This window comes from Brevundimonas sp. R86498 (assembly GCF_044598075.1).
Classification (GTDB): Bacteria; Pseudomonadota; Alphaproteobacteria; order Caulobacterales; family Caulobacteraceae; genus Brevundimonas.
This window is the reverse complement of record NZ_CP139004.1, coordinates 1,506,746-1,522,313: the sequence shown is the minus strand read 5'-3', so window position 1 is coordinate 1,522,313 and position 15,568 is coordinate 1,506,746. Positions and strand designations below refer to the sequence as shown.

Genomic DNA, 15,568 nt, shown 5'->3' with positions numbered 1-15,568 from the left:
TCGCGATCGGAGTCTCGCGGAAAACGGACAGCAACAGCCCGCTCGGGACCGCCTATTTGTGCGTCCAGGGCCGATTGGCACCGGGGGTCACGCCCGCTGCCTGCTCGCGCTGGAACCGTCCGCCACGCGGAGGCTTGGGCCGGGCATCCAGCCGCGCCTGTTTCAGCCGCAGGGCCTTCTGGGCGGGGGTCTCGCCGGGCGGGCCTCCCGCAGTGGCGGCTTCTGACGGGTCGTCGACGGGATCGCTCATCGCCACAGCCTAGCACGCCCGCGCGCCTGCGGGGCGACGAAGCAACCTTCCCCGCCATACACCGTTCTCCCCGCATAGGGCGCACGTCGCCGGAGAGCATTCCCATGACATCGATCAAGACCTTCACCGCCCTCGCGGCCGGCACCCTCGTCCTCGCCACCGCGGGCACGGCCCTGGCCCAGACCCCCTACTACCCACAGTCCCAGACCCCGACCCAGCCCTACAGCCAGGCCCCGTCCACGGGACAGGAGCTGTTCGGCCAGATCCTGCAGAACCTGTTCGGCGGCCAGACCACCGGCACAGTCGACGCCGAATGGAGCCGCGGCCGCCGCGCCCTGGGATCGCAGCAATCCGATTTCAACGCCCGCCTCGACGCCCAGGTCCGCTCCGGGGCCCTGCAGTCGTATTCCGGCGACCGGATCCGCGCCGACTATGACGCCCTCGTCCAGCTGGAGGCCCGCTACGGCCAGGACGGGCGTTTCACGACGCAGGAGCGTCAGGACCTCAGCGCCCGCTACGACACCCTGACCCGCGCATTGAACGAGGGCGGCTATGGCGACGGTCTTGCCGGCTACCAGTCGGTCGCCGATGGTCGCAGCGCGTTCGAGGCCCGGGTCAATGCCGCGGTCAACGCCCGCCGTCTGACCCGCACCGAGGGCACCCGCCTGCGCGCCGACTACTACGCCCTGGTCCAGACCGAGGCCGGCTACCAGCGCGACGGCCTGTCGGCCCGCGAGCGTCAGGACATCGAGGCCCGTCTGGATGCGCTGGATCGACGCGTCGGCGACACCACCTACGGCGGCAACAACGGTTCATGGCAGCAGACCCCGCGCGATCGCCTCACCGCGATCGAGCGCGCCCTGTACGCCCTCCCCCGCGACCAGCAGGCCAGCCTGCGGCCCCAGATCGAGGACCTGACCCGGCTGGACAGCGCGTACGGCCGTCTGAATGTCTCGACCGAGGAGCGCGCCTATCTCGACCGCCGGCTCGGCGAGCTCGAGGTCCAGGCCCGCGTGCGCCGCTAGACGGAAAGTCCCACCCAGACCACGACCAGGACCACCAGCAGCAGGGTGGTCCGGTTGTGGCGGTGCAGGAAGGCGAGGATTTCGCCCGCCATAGGTCTTCTCCCTGACAACCCGGCCTTCTGGCCGGGGGCGAGGCGGGCCAGCGGCTGGCGTCCACCCTCGCTGTCTTCCCTATCATCGGTTCGTGAACCGTTCCTCAACGTCGGGTCCTGTCCTAGCGGCACATCCGCCCGCCCTCGGCCTCCAGATGCAGGTGGTCGGCGTGGACGGCGTTGTAGTCGGGGCTCAGGACCGTGCCGAAGATCTGGCAGCCCTCGTCGCGGATCCGGCGCAGGAACAGCGCCTCCGGCGTATCGCCCGCCCAGTCCCCCGCCACCGTGATCCGCCGACCGTCCCTCAGCCGCACGCCGGAAAAGTCCAGCGCCGCCGCCCGCGAATGGGCGCTGGCCCGGGCCGTGGGGCCGGCATCGGTGCGCACGCCCCGGCAGGCATAGACCCCCATATGGTCGATCTGGACCACGTCGGAGCCCAGGATCTCGCGCGCCGCCGGCTCCACCGACTGCCGCCGCCAGACACTCACCGCCGCCGCCAGGGCGCAGGTCATGGTCACGTCCCCCGGAGCCATCCGCGCCACCGTGCCCATGTCCGGGCCCAGCACCCCCGCCGCCGTCAGGCCGCAGGTCCCGGAGTTGACCCGGTCGGGCGTGGGCGAAAACGTCACCCGCCCCGCCTCCAGCTCGGCCACGCACTGCGCCAGCGACGCCCCCGCCCGCTGCAGCCCCGTCCGGGTCCCGCCGTCGATCGGCCGGTCGATCACCCCCGTCCCCGGGGCGACATAGGCCGGGGGTCCCGGAGCCGGCCCCGGCGTCCACGGCCGCGGCCCGCCCGGCGTATCCGGGATCAACCGGCCGCAGCCCGAGACCAGAAGCAGGCACAGGATCAGGAAACGAGTTCGCATGCCGCCTCATGCCACAAGTCCCTCTCCCGGAGGGAGAGGGCTTGAGCGCCTGAGAGCCGCAGGCGATCAGCCTTGCGCGAAAGGGTGAGGGGTTATGCGCTTACCGTTTGGCACGGCAACCCCTCACCCTTTCGGCTGGCGCATCGCTCCGCTCTGCGAGCCTCAAGCCCTCTCCCTATGGGAGAGGGAAGCGCGCACTGCTGCCACCTTCCTGTCAGCATCCTCCGCCCCGGCCCGCGCGTTGACTGGCGACAGCCCCCTCCCGGCACTAAGTTCCGTTCATGAACCGTTCCTCGACCCCCAAGGGCTCGGCCCCCGTCATCCAGAAGCCGGTCCACATCCCGAACAAGGGTCTGGCCGAGGCCCCGCCGCCTTCCTGCGCGACGGTGACGCGCCGCTGCCAAAGGCCATGAAGAACCTCCCCATGTTCGCCCCGGTCACCGGCCCGCGCCTGACGCCGGAGGAGGCCCCGGCCGCCCCCGGCGACTGGGTCCCGCACCGCCCCGACCGCCCGGCCAAGTCGCTCAAGGGTCGCGCCCGCCACCCCTTCCGGCTGGAGACCAGCTACACCCCCGCCGGCGACCAGCCCGCCGCCATCGCCGAACTGGTGGCCCAGGCCCAGGCGGGCGACCGGGATCAGGTCCTGCTGGGCGTCACCGGCTCGGGCAAGACCTTCACCATGGCCAAGGTCATCGAGGCGACCCAGCGCCCGGCGCTCATCCTCGCACCCAACAAGACCCTCGCCGCCCAGCTCTACAGCGAGTTCAAGGCCTTCTTCCCCGACAACGCCGTCGAATACTTTGTCAGCTACTACGACTACTACCAGCCGGAAGCTTATGTTCCGCGTACGGACACTTATATTGAAAAGGACTCCAGTATAAACGAGCAGATCGACCGGATGCGCCACTCGGCGACGCGGTCGATCCTCGAGCGGGACGACGTCATCGTCGTCGCCTCGGTCTCCTGCATCTACGGTATCGGCTCGGTCGAGACCTACACCGCCATGACCTTCGACCTGAAGGTCGGCGACCAGATCGACGAGTTCAAGCTCCGCGCCGACCTCATCGCGCTTCAGTACAAGCGGAACGACGTCCACTTCGACCGCGGCATGTTCAGGAAGCGCGGCGACACCGTCGAGATCTTCCCGGTGCACCAGGAGGACCGCGCCTGGCGTGTCTCCCTGTTCGGCGACGAGATCGAATCCATCGCCGAGTTCGACCCCCTAACCGGCAAGAAGACCGCCGACCTCGCCGAGATCACCGTCTACGCCGCCAGCCACTACGTCACCCCGCGCCCGACGCTCAACCAGGCCCTCGGCGGCATCAAGGCCGAGCTGAAGGAGACGCTCGACTGGATGGTCGAGAACGGCAAACTGCTGGAGGCCCAGCGGCTGGAACAGCGCGTGCGCTTCGATCTGGAGATGATGGAGGCCACCGGCTCCTGCGCCGGCATCGAGAACTATTCCCGCTGGCTGACCGGCCGCGCCCCCGGCGAGCCCCCGCCCACCTTCTTCGAATACATCCCCGACAACGCCCTGCTGTTCGTGGACGAGAGCCACGTCACCATCGGCCAGATCAACGGCATGTTCCGGGGCGACTACCGCCGCAAATCGACCCTGGCCGAGTACGGCTTCCGCCTGCCCTCCTGCATCGACAACCGCCCGCTCAAGTTCGACGAATGGGAGGCCATGCGGCCCCAGACGGTCCACGTCTCGGCCACCCCCGGCTCGTGGGAGATGGAACAGACCGGCGGCGTCTTCGTCGAACAGGTCATCCGCCCCACCGGCCTGATCGACCCGCCGGTCGAGATCCGCCCCGTCTCCGGCCAGACCCGCAACCAGGTCGACGACGTCATCGACGAGGTCAAGGCCGTGGCCCGCGCCGGCTACCGCTCCCTGGTCACCGTCCTGACCAAGAAGATGGCCGAAGACCTGACCGAATACATGCACGAGCAGGGCGTCCGCGTCCGTTACATGCACTCCGACGTCGACACCATGGAGCGGATCGAGATCATCCGCGACCTGCGCCTCGGCACCTTCGACGTCCTGATCGGCATCAACCTGTTGCGCGAGGGGCTCGACATCCCCGAGTGCGGCCTGGTCGCCATCCTCGACGCCGACAAGGAGGGCTTCCTGCGCTCCGAGACCTCCCTGATCCAGACCATCGGCCGCGCCGCCCGCAACGTCGACGGCCGCGTCATCCTCTATGCCGACCGCGTCACCGGCTCGATGGAGCGCGCCATGGCCGAGACCGAACGCCGCCGCGAACGCCAGACGGCATACAACCTCGAACACGGCATCACGCCCGAGAGCGTCAAGCGCGACATCAAGGAGATCCTCGACAGCCCCTATGAGAAGGACCGCGTCCTGGTCCCGACCACCGGCGTGAAAGAAGACGCCCGCCCCTTCCTCGGCAACAACTTCCAGGCCACCCTCCGGGACCTCGAAGGCAGGATGCGCGAGGCCGCCTCCAACCTCGAGTTCGAGGAGGCCGGCCGCCTGCGCGACGAGATCAAGAAACTGAAACTCCTCGACCTCGAGTTCGCCAACGAGGTCATGACCGGCGCCGGCGAAGAGGTCGACCGCGCCGTCCCGAAGAAGCTGCGCGCCGAGGCCGCGGCGGAAAAGGCGGAGGCGTTCCGGAAGGGGCGGTTGTAGGAGGGGGGGGCAAGGGGGTCCTGAAAGGAACAAGAACCCTCCTGCCGCATAACCCTATCTGTTTGAGCCTCGGGCGGCCTTGGTTCTCGGAATGCAGTCGGGCGATGCCCTAACCTCGACATTCCGTACTGCAGCACCGGTCGCCGCATCGGTGATTACGAGCGAACATTGCGCATCGCCGTTCGTACTCGCTTGTCGTATGTCATAGTTGCGATTGCGTGCCGGCGTAAAAATCACAGCGTTTCTGCAATCATCATAACGACCTAAAACACCGCCGGCCCCAATTGTACTGTTGAGATAAGTTGTAAAGGCCCAGACCACTGTCCGAACATCTGGCGTCACGCGTAAAGCGCTCTCCGTTCCGCTGACATTTTTGAACAATGCTGCATGCTTGGCACTGTCGCAATACTCGTCCGCGCCCAGCGCATAGTTCTGTACAGCAGAACTGAAAAGGCCTGTGCCTTCATAGCCCTTATGGAACGTTAGCTGCGCCCTTGGTAGGGACGGATCCAGGCTGACGTACGTGGGTACACTCGCACAGGCTGCAGCCCCGAGGGCCGCCATCGCGATCAAAGCAAATCTCTCAAGCTTTTTCATAGTCATGTAGTCCCCCTGAAATTAGCTCCATGCCTATATCATGGCAGCACTTCTAGAAAATCTGAGACACCCAAGAGTTGAAACGTTAAGCTTACCTTAAGCCGAACGGGCATTACGAACCCTTCCCTCCCTTTCGTCATTCCGGGCGTAGGGAGCGAAGCGACCGAAGACCCGGAACAGGGCGGCGGGCGGGAGCGCGAAGCTGTCGCGGACACCGCCGCCGCTGAACCATCGCCTCCGCTCCGCTCCGGCGCCGCCTTGTTCCGGGTCTCCCCCCGGCTTTCGCCGGGGTTCGCCCGGAATGACGAAAGAGGAGAAGCGGCAACGAAGAGGCGATGAGAACATATTGCGAACATCGTTCGCCCATGTCACCGTCACGGCATGGGGACGCACCGGACCTTCATCGCCACCTACATCATGGCCAACGGGCGCAACGGCGCGACCTATGTCGGCATGACGGCCAACCTCCATGCGCGGGTCTGGAAGCACAGGACCGGCCGGTTCGACGGCCATTCGAAGACGAAGTGCTGCACGCAGCTGGTCTGGTACGAACAGCATCAGTGGGTGGTCGAGGCGATCCGGCGCGAGAAGCGGATCAAGGGCTGGAAGCGCGACTGGAAGCTGAGGCTGATCGAGGACGCCAACCCGGGCTGGCTGGATCTGGCGGCCGACTGGTATCCCGAAACCGATCCGGACTGGGTGCCACCGGACGAGGCGGACTGAGGCTTTCGTCATTCCGGGCGAGCGCAGCGGAGACCCGGAACAGGGCGGCGCCGGAGCGGAGCGCAGGCGATCATTCAGCAGCGGTGTCCGCGACAGGTTCGCGCTCCCGCGCGCCGCCCTGTTCCGGGTCTCCGGCGCTTCGCGCCTGCGCCCGGAATGACGAATGAAGGGGGATGCGCACCCCCATCCGTTCAACGCAGCCGCCAAATTCCCCAACCCTTTCAACCCCCGTCCCGAAACAAGCCCCCTCCAGCCCGACACACCCCCCGGCCCCCCTATCCTTCCCGGCGGACAGCCACAGGGAGCGACAGGGATGGTTCAGGACACGCACAGGCCGAAGTCGGCGCCGGATGAGGTGTGGGCCGAGGTGAAGGCGGCCTATCTGGGCGGGGCGTCGGCGGCGGAGTGCTGCCGGCGGTTCGGGGTCGGCAAGTCGGCCCTGCGCGCCCGGGCGGCGCGCGAGCGCTGGCGGCGTTGCGACCAGATCTGGGTGCCGCCCGTCGCCCTGGAGCCCTGGGACGAAGGGCTGAAACTGGAGCAGGAGGTCGGCGGCAATCTGGACCGGCTCGACTTCTGCGACCTGTCCAATGTCGCCATCAGCCGGATGATGCGGGCGGTGCTGCACGGCGACGCCGCCGCCGTGATGCGCTGGCACCGGGTCCGGCTGATCATGGACGCCATGCAAACCGAGGTCGATACCGCGATCGAGGCCGACGAGGCGGCGGTCTTCGCCCAGGAGAACCAGCGCCAGCGCGCGGCCTGGGCCCGCAAGGTGGCCGAGGACGCCCTCGACAACGACGGCCCTTGGCCCCCCGACCCGCCCCGGTTCGTCCCGGACAATCCGGACCATCCGGACCATCCGGACACTGTTTTTGAGCCCGGCCCGGCGCGCCCCGCCGGTTCTCCATCCCGGTGGGCGGAGACCGCCCCAAGTCATCACACGACCCGAGGACTGACCACCCCACCGCCGTGACAACAGGGTTAACACCCGGCGACTGAACGTACCAAGTCTTCGACAACCGACATACTGATCCCGTTAATCTTCCTGCTAATGTCTTTTACGTACCTGCTTGGCATTTTGGTCTTTGTTAACGGATGGAGGACCACAGGGAACGCCGGTACTTCTGGATATTGGCATGTCACTTCGCATCGGTGTGGTTCTCAACCTCTTCGCGGCCCTTCTGGTCGGCGGCTTCCTGCTGACGACCGGGGCGGCGGTCTATGGGCTGCAGACCCTGCGGGTCGGGGGGCCGATCTCGCAGAGCCAGTCGCAGGCCCAGGTCCTGCTGGCCGACATCCTGCCGCCGCCGCTGTATCTGGTGGAGGCCCTGCTGACCGCCCAGCGCGGTGTCACCGAGCCCGGCAAGGCCACGGAACTGGGCGAGACCCTGACCCGCCTGCGCGGCGAATATGACGCGCGCCGCCAATACTGGGCCGAACACCCCCTGACCCCCGGACTGGAGGCCGATCTGGCCCGGTCGGATGTCGAGGTGCAGAAATTCTGGGCCGTCATCGACGCCGACTATCGCCCGGCGGTGGAAGCGGGCGACGTGGCCGGCATGACCACCGCCCTCACCGCCCTGGTCACCCACTATCAGGCCCACCGCGCCGTGATCGACACCCTCGCCGTGGCCGCCACGGCCCATGCCGAGGCCCAGGTCGCCTCGGCCGGGGTGATGACCGAACGGATCTTCCTGCTGCTGGCCATCACCTCGCTGGGCATGCTCGTGGTGGTTCTCGGCGGGGTCGTGGGTCTGCGCCTGCGGGTGGTGCGGCCGGTCCACTCCATGACCGACTATATGAGCCGGCTGGCCGACGGCGACTATGAGCAGGATGTCCCGCATCAGGGGCGCGGCGACGAGGTCGGTGACATGGCCCGCTCGGTCGGGGTGTTCCGCGAGGCCGTGCTGGAACGCCGCGCGACCCGCCAGCAGCAGGACGACCAGGAGGCCCTGTTGCGCGCCGAGCGCGAGGACGCCTTCGCCCGGACCGCCGAGGACGGCCGCCAGAGGGACCGGGTCGTCCGGGCGCTCGACACCGGCCTCAAGGCCCTCGCCGGCGGCGACCTGACCCAGACGCTCGGCGAGGCCTTCCCGCCCGAGTTCGAGGAGTTGCGGCTGAACTTCAACCGCTCGGTCCAGTCGCTGGACCAGACCATCGCCCGGGTGGTGGTCAGCGCCCGGGCCGTCGACGGCGGCACCCGCGAGATCGCGCTCGCGGCCGACGACCTGTCGCGCCGGACCGAACAGCAGTCCGCCAGTCTGGAACAGACCGCCGCCGCCCTCGAGGAGGTCACCGCCACCGTGCGCCAGACCGCCGACAACGCCGGGGCGGCGCAAAAGGCCGTGTCCCACAGCCGTGTGGCCGTCGACCAGTCCTCCAGCGTGGCCGTCGAGGCCGTCGCCGCCATGGGCCGGATCGACACCTCCTCGCGCCAGATCACCCAGATCATCGGCGTCATCGACGAGATCGCCTTCCAGACCAATCTTCTGGCCCTGAACGCCGGCGTCGAGGCGGCCCGGGCGGGCGAGGCCGGGCGCGGCTTCGCCGTGGTCGCCACCGAGGTCCGGGCCCTCGCCCAACGCTCGGCGGAGGCCGCGAAGGAGATCAAGGGTCTGGTCGCGGAGTCCTCGAAGAGTGTCGAGACCGGGGTCGCCCTGGTCGAGAAGGTCGGATCGGCCCTGTCGGGCGTGGTCGAGGATTTCCAGCGCATCGAGACCCTCGTCAACGGCATCGCCCATGCCGCCGTCGAACAGGCCACCGGCCTGGCCGAGGTCAACCTCGCCATGAACCAGATGGACCAGACGACCCAGCAGAACGCCGCCATGGTCGAACAGACCACCGCCGCGACCCACAACCTGACCACCGAGGCCGCGACCCTCGGCCGGCTGGTCGGCGATTTCCGCACCGGCACGGCCGAGCCCCTGCGTCTGGCCGCCTGACGCCTGAAACCGGAACTGACTTGACGCCGGCCCCCGTCCTCGCCGATCCGTCGACCAGCCACGGAGCCTGCCCATGCCGATCGACCGCACCGCCGTCCTGACCGCCCTCGAGCATCAGGGCGTCTGCCCCGTCTTCTACCATCCGGACCCGGACACCGCCCTGAACGTCATCCGCGCCTGCGCCCGCGGCGGGGCCCCGGTGATCGAGTTCACCAACCGGGGCGACTTCGCCGTCGACCTGTTCGCCGACATCGCCAAAGAGCTGGCCCGCACCGACCCGGGTATCGTGCTGGGCATCGGCAGCGTGCTGGATGCGGGCACGGCCGCCCTCTACCTCAACCGCGCCGCCCGGTTCGTCGTCTCCCCCGCCCTGGTCGAGGAGGTCGCCGTCGTCTGCAACCGCCGCCGCGTCGCGTATTTCCCCGGCTGCGGCTCGGTCCGCGACATCACCGAGGCCCATGCCCTGGGCTGCGACATCATCAAACTCTTCCCGGGGGCCAGTGTCGGCGGCCCGGACTTCGTCAAGGCGGTGATGGGCCCCATGCCGTGGACGAAGATCATGCCGACCGGCGGGGTCGATCCCGACGCGGCCAGTATCGCCAAATGGTTCGGGGCCGGCATCGTCGCCGCCGGCATGGGCTCGAAACTGGTCACCGACGCGGCGGTCAAGGCCGGCGACTGGGCCGGCATCGAGGCCTCGGTCCGCAGCGCGGTCGAGGCCGTCGCCGCCTTCCGCGCCGGCCGGGGCTAGCGGGTCGGCCGCGCCTCAGACGTCAAACGTCTCGGGCAGGCGGCCGGCGCGGAACAGGATGGTGGGGCTCTCGTCATAGTCCCCCATCTCGGTGTCGGCCGAGACGGAGAAGGCCACCACCCCCTGCCGGCCCTTGTCGGTAAAGGTGGTCGCCAGCCGCTCGGCCTTGCGCCGCGCCTCGGCCGCATCCTTGCACCCCACCTGGGGCTCCGCCTTCAGCCCCTCGCCACGGCCGCGCCCATAGGCCTGGAGGATGTACACGGTCTCGGTCGCCATCCGGGGGACAGGGGCCTGTTCGGGGGCGGGGTCAAGGGGTGGAGTGGGGAAGCGACGCCGCGCCCGCCCGGCCCCGGCACCCGCCGACCTTGTCATCCCCGACGGAGCGCAGCGGAGATCGGGGACGGGACAGGCCTGATCCCCTTCTGCTCCCGGGCGGCCCGCAGGGCTGAACCGGGAGACGGGGTGCCGGCCCGACCCTCGCCCCGGATGGGCTCCGGGGCAGGCGTGTCGACGCGCCCTGCCGTCCCCGATCTCCGCTGCGCTCCGTCGGGGATGACAAGGTCAGGGGAGCGGACCTTCCTGCGCACGATCTTCCGCCCCGGCCCCCGCCTCCCGTTCAAACCGGGCAATATGCGCCTCCATCGCCGTGATCAGGTCGTCCAGATGCGCCCGGCCCGGATCGGCCTCGCGCATCTTGTCGCGGAAGGCCCGCTTCAGCGCATAGTCCGGCGAATCCGGCCCATCGCCCCACAGGGCGAACCGCGCCCGGATCGGGGCCGCATCACCCCACAGGATGTCGTACAGCAGCTGCAGGTCGATGGTCTCGACCGTGATCCCTTCCGCCCGCCGCGTCGCCTCGGCCCGCTCGTGCAGCCGGGAATAGGTCTCGGCCAGCCCGGCCAGATGCCGCGCCTCGTTCCACAGCCGCCCCCGCATCGCCCGTCCGCTGACCAGAACCGCCGTCCGCCCCAGCACCCCGGGATCGCCCTCGTCCTCGTCCAGATCCAGCCCCCGGAACAGCCGCCCCGCCACCGCCTCGGGGGTATTGCGCCGGGCCTCGTCCAGCTCGGCCTCGCGCGCGCTCGCCTGCTGGATCGCCTGCGCGTCGCCCCACGCCCGCTTGGTCGACCCGCTCCGCGTGATCCGCCGCCTCAGCGCGTGTTCCGACACCCGCCACTTGCCCGCCAGAAAGGGCGCCGTCGCCCCCTCGCGGTATTCCTTCAGGATCAGGGCCCAGGTCTCATCCCCCAGACGATAGTGGGCGGGACGGTCGGCGGCGGGGGGCTGGAGTTCGCTCATGCCCGCAAGTGTAAGCCCGCCCGCGCCGACGCACGCTGCAAGGCCCTTGTTTCGCTTCGCCCCTTGATCGGACAGGGAAATTCGGCGCGTCCGTTGATGGCATCCCCCTTGTCATCCCGGCCGCAGCGCAGCGGAGCGCCGGGACGGGAGCGCATCGCCAGACCCGTCTCCTCCCCGTTCGCCGCTGGGCGAATGGGGAGGGGGACCGCGAAGCGGTGGAGGGATTCTGACCCCAGCACCTCTGCTAAGGAATGAAGACCTGACTTCGGTGGTAGGCCAGATAATCGTTCTGATCGGACTGAAACGAATCCGTCATACAGACCCGCTGGCCACTTAACTCCTTCAAGAGAGGTCGGAAGCCAGATTGCTGGCGGATCGCCTTCCAACTCAAACGGCTCAGCCAGTTGAGCCGATCAATCACCGCCGGGGGCCAAAAGTGACTAAATTCGACGCACCACTGTTCAAACGCCTCGCGCCGAACGACACCGGCGCGACAAGAGGTCATCAAGCTGGCTTTCTCGTTCCCAAAGATCTCGGAATCTATTTTCCCGCACTGCCCGCTGGAACGGCGCTGCAGCCAACCCCATCTACTGGAATACGAGGGATCCTTGTCGTCGATGGCCTCGTAAGCGACGTTGTTGACACAGTGTACCAATACCAAACTTGGGGTGGGACCAGAACGCCGGAACGACGAGTAACAGCCAATCTGGGGCCACTCCTTTCCTCAGCAAGAGGCGACGACATATTGCTCATTGAAAGAGCAACGAATGACGACCGACTCTACCGTTTCACTCTGGTTCGCCAGAACTCTTCGGAATTCGCGGAGATTGACGCCTTGGCACCCGGCCGGTGGGGCCGGCTACAAAACCACCCAGCACCAGCAACCGCCCAAGAGATCCAAACTAGCGAATCACTACTTGATGCTCTCGCAAACGCGCCCTTCGTGCCGTTTGAGTCCACCCTCCAACTGCAAGCCGTAAACCGTGTAGTTCGGGGAAGGGCTTTCAGTAGGTTGGTAAAGCGGGCATATAATCAGCGCTGCGCAATGTGCGGCGGTGGATTGGTCAACTCTGCTGACGTATCCGAAGTGGAAGCAGCCCACATCATCACCCGCGGTGCTTTGGGTTCGGACGATGTAAGAAACGGGATATCGCTTTGCCGCTCCCACCATTGGGCCTTCGACAACGGCATAGTCTCTGTCGATGCTGGTCGCTGCGTTATCGTCAAGCCCACATTGTTGCGGAATCCGGCCAATATCGCGCTCAACGGGCTGCACGGGAAGCCGCTACTCGCACCCTCGGAAGAGCGGTTTGCGCCAGACCTCACCGCGCTCGCTTGGCACAGAGAACACATCTACGGCCAAGACTAGATCATAGAGCACCGAACCGAGAAAAAACTACTCTCTGACTGAATCCAATCTGACACCAGTCCTGCAACCACATCAGTCGAGAAGCTGTGTTTCCCTTTCAAGCTGCACTCCCAGACGACACAGACACGCCAGTCCCGCCGGCTGAGTTGTATTCTCGCTGATTCATCCACCTCGCGATTCCGCCCAATCTTCTCGCGCCAGAACTCGGGCCGCGTCTTGGGCCATTTGAACAGGTGGCAATCATGCCCATGCCAGAAGCAGCCGTGCACGAAGATCACCGCCCGGTACTTCGGCAGGCACAGGTCCGGGTTACCCGGCAGATCCTTGCAATGGATCCGGTAGCGAAACCCGCGCGCATGCAGGGCCTTGCGGATCGTCAGTTCGGGCTTGGTGTTCTTGCCCCGGATGCCGGACATCATCCGGCTGCGGGTCGCCGCGTCGACGACGTCAGCCAAGCTTGGCCTTCGGCCGTTTTCCAAGGGCCGCGAACAGGTGCGGCTTCATATGCTCGGCAACGGCTTTCACGGCCGGCACAACAACAGAATTTCCGAACTGGCGATAGGCTTGGGTGTCCGACACGGGGATGATGAATTCATTGCCCTGCGGAGTGTCGAACCCCATCAGCCGGGCGCATTCGCGGGGCGTCAGCCGCCGGGGGGCCTTGCCCTCCTGCTTCACCAGGATTTCGGACCCGTCCTTGTAGTAGCGCGCCGACAGGGTCCGGGCGACATCGTCGGGTCCGACGAGGCCAAAGCCAAAGCCATTGCCCGCCGCCTGGTGCTTTTCCTTGTAGCGCTGCAGGTAGTTCCACAGGTGATCGGTCAGGGTGTATTTGTCCGACACCCGGCCCGAGTTGCCGACGGTGAACCGCTGGTCCGGGATCTCCGACCCGTCGCCGGGGTGCAGGATGTCGCGCAGTTTCGGGGCCGCCTCTGGCACCTTCATCTCGGCAAAGCGGAAGCCCTGTTCCTGGCGGAAACCGACGATGAAGATTCGTTCGCGGTGCTGGGGCGTCCACGACCGGCCATCGATGACGCGCCAGTCGATCGTGTAGCCTAGGTCGGTCAGGACGTCCTTGATGGTCTGGAAGGTCTTGCCCTTGTCGTGACTGACGAGGTTGCGGACGTTCTCCAACAGGAAGGCCGCCGGCTGATGGTGGGCGATGATCCGCGCCACGTCGAAGAACAGAGTCCCCTGGGTCTTGTCCTCGAACCCGTGGGCGCGACCGAGCGCATTCTTCTTGGATACGCCCGCGATGGAGAACGGCTGGCAAGGAAACCCGGCCAGCAGCACGTCATGGGCGGGAATGTCCTCGACCGCGACCTTGGTGATGTCGCCATTGATGGGGTGGTCGTCGTCAGGAAAGTTCGCGGCGTAGGTCTTCTGGCTGTACTTGTCCCACTCGGAGGTGAAGACGCATTTGCCACCGATGGATTCGAACCCGCGCCGCAATCCGCCGATGCCGGCGAACAGGTCGATGAAGGTGAAATCGGTCGGGCCGTCGTCCCGGTCGCCGCGCACCAGCTTCAACTTCGGCTGGGGGAGCTCAGGCGTCGCAGGCCCCTCGATATAGCCGAGGCTGACCGCCTTGTCGGCCATCGCCCGGCCCGCCTGTTTCACCATGTTGGCATACTCCGACACGGATGATTCGCGCCCCTGCAGGATGGCAGGTTGACGGGTTCATGCCAGGAGAACAAGTCGGGAACGATCGCGACGGTGGTGCTATCAACAGGTTTGAAGTCCGGCCCGTCCCTGAAGGCCTCCCCCCTACCCCGCCCGCCGCTGCGCCTCGATCGCCTGTCCCGGCCACATCACCTCGGCCAGACCGTTCACCACCGGGCGGGCGAACAGGTATCCCTGCATCAGGGTGACGCCCAGGTCGCGCAGGACGGCGTATTCGGCCGGGGTCTCAACCCCCTCGCACACCGGCTGGATGCCCAGCTGGGTCAGGGTGTTCAGGGTATTGCGCACGATGATCCGCTTGACCGGGTCGGTGTCGATGCCGCGCACCAGATCCATGTCCAGCTTGACGATGTCGGGCTGGAACTTGGTCAGCAGGCCCAGACCGGCATAGCCGGCGCCGAAGTCGTCGATGGCGGTGCGGAACCCCATGGCCCGGTAGGACCGCAGGATGTTCAGCAGGTGGCCGGTGTCGATGGACTCGCTCTCGGTGAACTCGAAGATGATGGCCGTGGTCGGCAGGCCGGTGCGGACCGCGGCCTCCAGCGTCGCGCGGATACAGGCCCGGGGCTCGTACACCGCATTGGGCAGGAAGTTGATCGACAGCCCGGCCCCGTCGGCTGTCAGGTCCAGCGCCGCCGCCTGTTCGATGGCGGTCGTGCGGCACAGCTGGTCAAAGCCGTAGCGGTTGGTGTCGGACACGCGGGCCAGCACATCGGCCGCGCCCGATCCGTCCGTGCCGCGCACCAGCGCCTCCTGGGCGAAGACGGTGCGGGCAACCACATCCACGATCGGCTGGAAGGCCATGGTGATGGGGATGTCAAAGGCGGCGGCGCCGTCGCGGCAGGCGGTGCAGGGCATGGGTCGGGCTCTTGTCGAAACGACCCGCATCGTCGCGCGGAGGCGTTAAATTAGGATGGCGGGGTGCGACATTGTGGTCGCGGCGCGGATGGGGGGCGCGGCCGCCGGCGTTGACGCCCTGCCGGGCCGCCGATAGCGTTTCAGCTCGCCGCCCTGTGCGCCGCCCGGACCTGACCCATGACCCGCGCCGTCCGCCGTCCCAACCCGTTCTTCCATCCGCGCCCCGGCAACCTGCTGGCGGCGACCGTCCTCGTTCTGGCGGCCAGCGTCTGGCTGCTGCAGGCCCCGCCGTCCGGCCTCGACCCCACCGCCCTGCTGTCCGGAGCCTGGACGACGCTGACGATGGGCTGGACGCTGTACGGGGTTCAGGCGCTGCGGCGGCACAGGGCGCGGTAGGCCGGCCCCCGGCTGGCGCCCTCCCGGGCTTCGTGGCACGACGGGTGACCCGTCACCGGAA

At 67.4% G+C, this 15,568-nt stretch carries 17 protein-coding genes; 9 read left to right on the top strand and 8 right to left on the bottom strand.

What is annotated here, in order from left to right; all coding sequences use genetic code 11:
- Positions 1–52: 52 nt before the first annotated feature.
- The gene (locus SJY26_RS07500) at positions 53–250 is read right to left on the bottom strand and encodes a hypothetical protein (RefSeq protein ID WP_396595509.1); all 198 of its coding nucleotides are present in this window, start codon (positions 248–250) and stop codon (positions 53–55) included.
- 104 nt (positions 251–354) lie between these two features.
- Here SJY26_RS07500 and SJY26_RS07495 point away from each other — a divergent pair, with 104 nt between their 5' ends.
- A complete protein-coding gene (locus SJY26_RS07495) occupies positions 355–1,275 on the top strand; it encodes a hypothetical protein (RefSeq protein WP_396595508.1) in 921 nt (306 codons plus the stop codon).
- A gap of 214 nt (positions 1,276–1,489) precedes the next feature.
- Here SJY26_RS07495 and SJY26_RS07490 read toward each other — a convergent pair whose 3' ends face one another.
- Positions 1,490–2,233, bottom strand: a complete 744-nt coding sequence (locus SJY26_RS07490) for an extensin family protein (RefSeq protein WP_396595507.1) — start codon at positions 2,231–2,233, stop codon at positions 1,490–1,492.
- 281 nt (positions 2,234–2,514) lie between these two features.
- Between SJY26_RS07490 and SJY26_RS07485 the strand changes: the two genes are divergently transcribed.
- Positions 2,515–2,646 carry a hypothetical protein gene (locus SJY26_RS07485; protein WP_396595506.1) on the top strand — a complete coding sequence of 44 codons (132 nt, stop codon included), beginning with the start codon at positions 2,515–2,517 and terminating at the stop codon, positions 2,644–2,646.
- Positions 2,647–2,657: 11 nt separating this feature from the next.
- Entirely contained in the window at positions 2,658–4,889 is a 2,232-nt protein-coding gene (gene uvrB / locus SJY26_RS07480) for an excinuclease ABC subunit UvrB (protein ID WP_396595722.1), read from the top strand.
- Positions 4,890–4,943: 54 nt separating this feature from the next.
- Here the strand turns inward: uvrB and SJY26_RS07475 are convergent, their stop codons facing one another.
- The gene (locus SJY26_RS07475; protein WP_396595505.1) at positions 4,944–5,492 is read right to left on the bottom strand and encodes a hypothetical protein; all 549 of its coding nucleotides are present in this window, start codon (positions 5,490–5,492) and stop codon (positions 4,944–4,946) included.
- Positions 5,493–5,867: 375 nt separating this feature from the next.
- Between SJY26_RS07475 and SJY26_RS07470 the strand changes: the two genes are divergently transcribed.
- From SJY26_RS07470 to SJY26_RS07455, 4 genes are all read left to right on the top strand, one after another.
- Positions 5,868–6,209 carry a GIY-YIG nuclease family protein gene (locus tag SJY26_RS07470; RefSeq protein ID WP_396595504.1) on the top strand — a complete coding sequence of 114 codons (342 nt, stop codon included), beginning with the start codon at positions 5,868–5,870 and terminating at the stop codon, positions 6,207–6,209.
- A gap of 313 nt (positions 6,210–6,522) precedes the next feature.
- Positions 6,523–7,182 (top strand): hypothetical protein, encoded by a 660-nt coding sequence (locus tag SJY26_RS07465; RefSeq protein WP_396595503.1) that lies wholly within the window; start codon positions 6,523–6,525, stop codon positions 7,180–7,182.
- A gap of 163 nt (positions 7,183–7,345) precedes the next feature.
- Entirely contained in the window at positions 7,346–9,151 is a 1,806-nt protein-coding gene (locus SJY26_RS07460) for a methyl-accepting chemotaxis protein (RefSeq protein ID WP_396595502.1), read from the top strand.
- A gap of 73 nt (positions 9,152–9,224) precedes the next feature.
- Positions 9,225–9,902 (top strand): bifunctional 4-hydroxy-2-oxoglutarate aldolase/2-dehydro-3-deoxy-phosphogluconate aldolase, encoded by a 678-nt coding sequence (locus tag SJY26_RS07455; RefSeq protein WP_396595501.1) that lies wholly within the window; start codon positions 9,225–9,227, stop codon positions 9,900–9,902.
- Between the two features lie 15 nt (positions 9,903–9,917).
- On the opposite strand, the gene SJY26_RS07450 is transcribed toward SJY26_RS07455, so the two are convergent.
- A complete protein-coding gene (locus SJY26_RS07450) occupies positions 9,918–10,178 on the bottom strand; it encodes a hypothetical protein (RefSeq protein ID WP_396595500.1) in 261 nt (86 codons plus the stop codon).
- A 285-nt stretch (positions 10,179–10,463) separates the two neighbouring features.
- Complete coding sequence (locus SJY26_RS07445) at positions 10,464–11,201, bottom strand: hypothetical protein (RefSeq protein WP_396595499.1); 738 nt, start codon at positions 11,199–11,201, stop codon at positions 10,464–10,466.
- A 364-nt stretch (positions 11,202–11,565) separates the two neighbouring features.
- Here SJY26_RS07445 and SJY26_RS07440 point away from each other — a divergent pair, with 364 nt between their 5' ends.
- Entirely contained in the window at positions 11,566–12,570 is a 1,005-nt protein-coding gene (locus SJY26_RS07440) for an HNH endonuclease (protein WP_396595498.1), read from the top strand.
- On the opposite strand, the gene SJY26_RS07435 is transcribed toward SJY26_RS07440, so the two are convergent.
- The 3 genes from SJY26_RS07435 to SJY26_RS07425 all read right to left on the bottom strand — a co-directional run bounded on the left by SJY26_RS07435 (position 12,567) and on the right by SJY26_RS07425 (position 15,111).
- Positions 12,567–13,025, bottom strand: coding sequence for a very short patch repair endonuclease (locus tag SJY26_RS07435; RefSeq protein WP_396595497.1), 459 nt, complete (start codon positions 13,023–13,025; stop codon positions 12,567–12,569). The genes SJY26_RS07440 and SJY26_RS07435 overlap by 4 nt on opposite strands.
- Entirely contained in the window at positions 13,018–14,211 is a 1,194-nt protein-coding gene (gene dcm, locus SJY26_RS07430) for a DNA (cytosine-5-)-methyltransferase (RefSeq protein WP_396595496.1), read from the bottom strand. The genes SJY26_RS07435 and dcm overlap by 8 nt, the downstream gene beginning before the upstream one ends.
- Positions 14,212–14,337: 126 nt before the next feature.
- The gene (locus SJY26_RS07425; protein ID WP_396595495.1) at positions 14,338–15,111 is read right to left on the bottom strand and encodes an EAL domain-containing protein; all 774 of its coding nucleotides are present in this window, start codon (positions 15,109–15,111) and stop codon (positions 14,338–14,340) included.
- Positions 15,112–15,288: 177 nt separating this feature from the next.
- Here SJY26_RS07425 and SJY26_RS07420 point away from each other — a divergent pair, with 177 nt between their 5' ends.
- Positions 15,289–15,507 (top strand): hypothetical protein, encoded by a 219-nt coding sequence (locus tag SJY26_RS07420; RefSeq protein ID WP_396595494.1) that lies wholly within the window; start codon positions 15,289–15,291, stop codon positions 15,505–15,507.
- Positions 15,508–15,568: the final 61 nt, after the last annotated feature.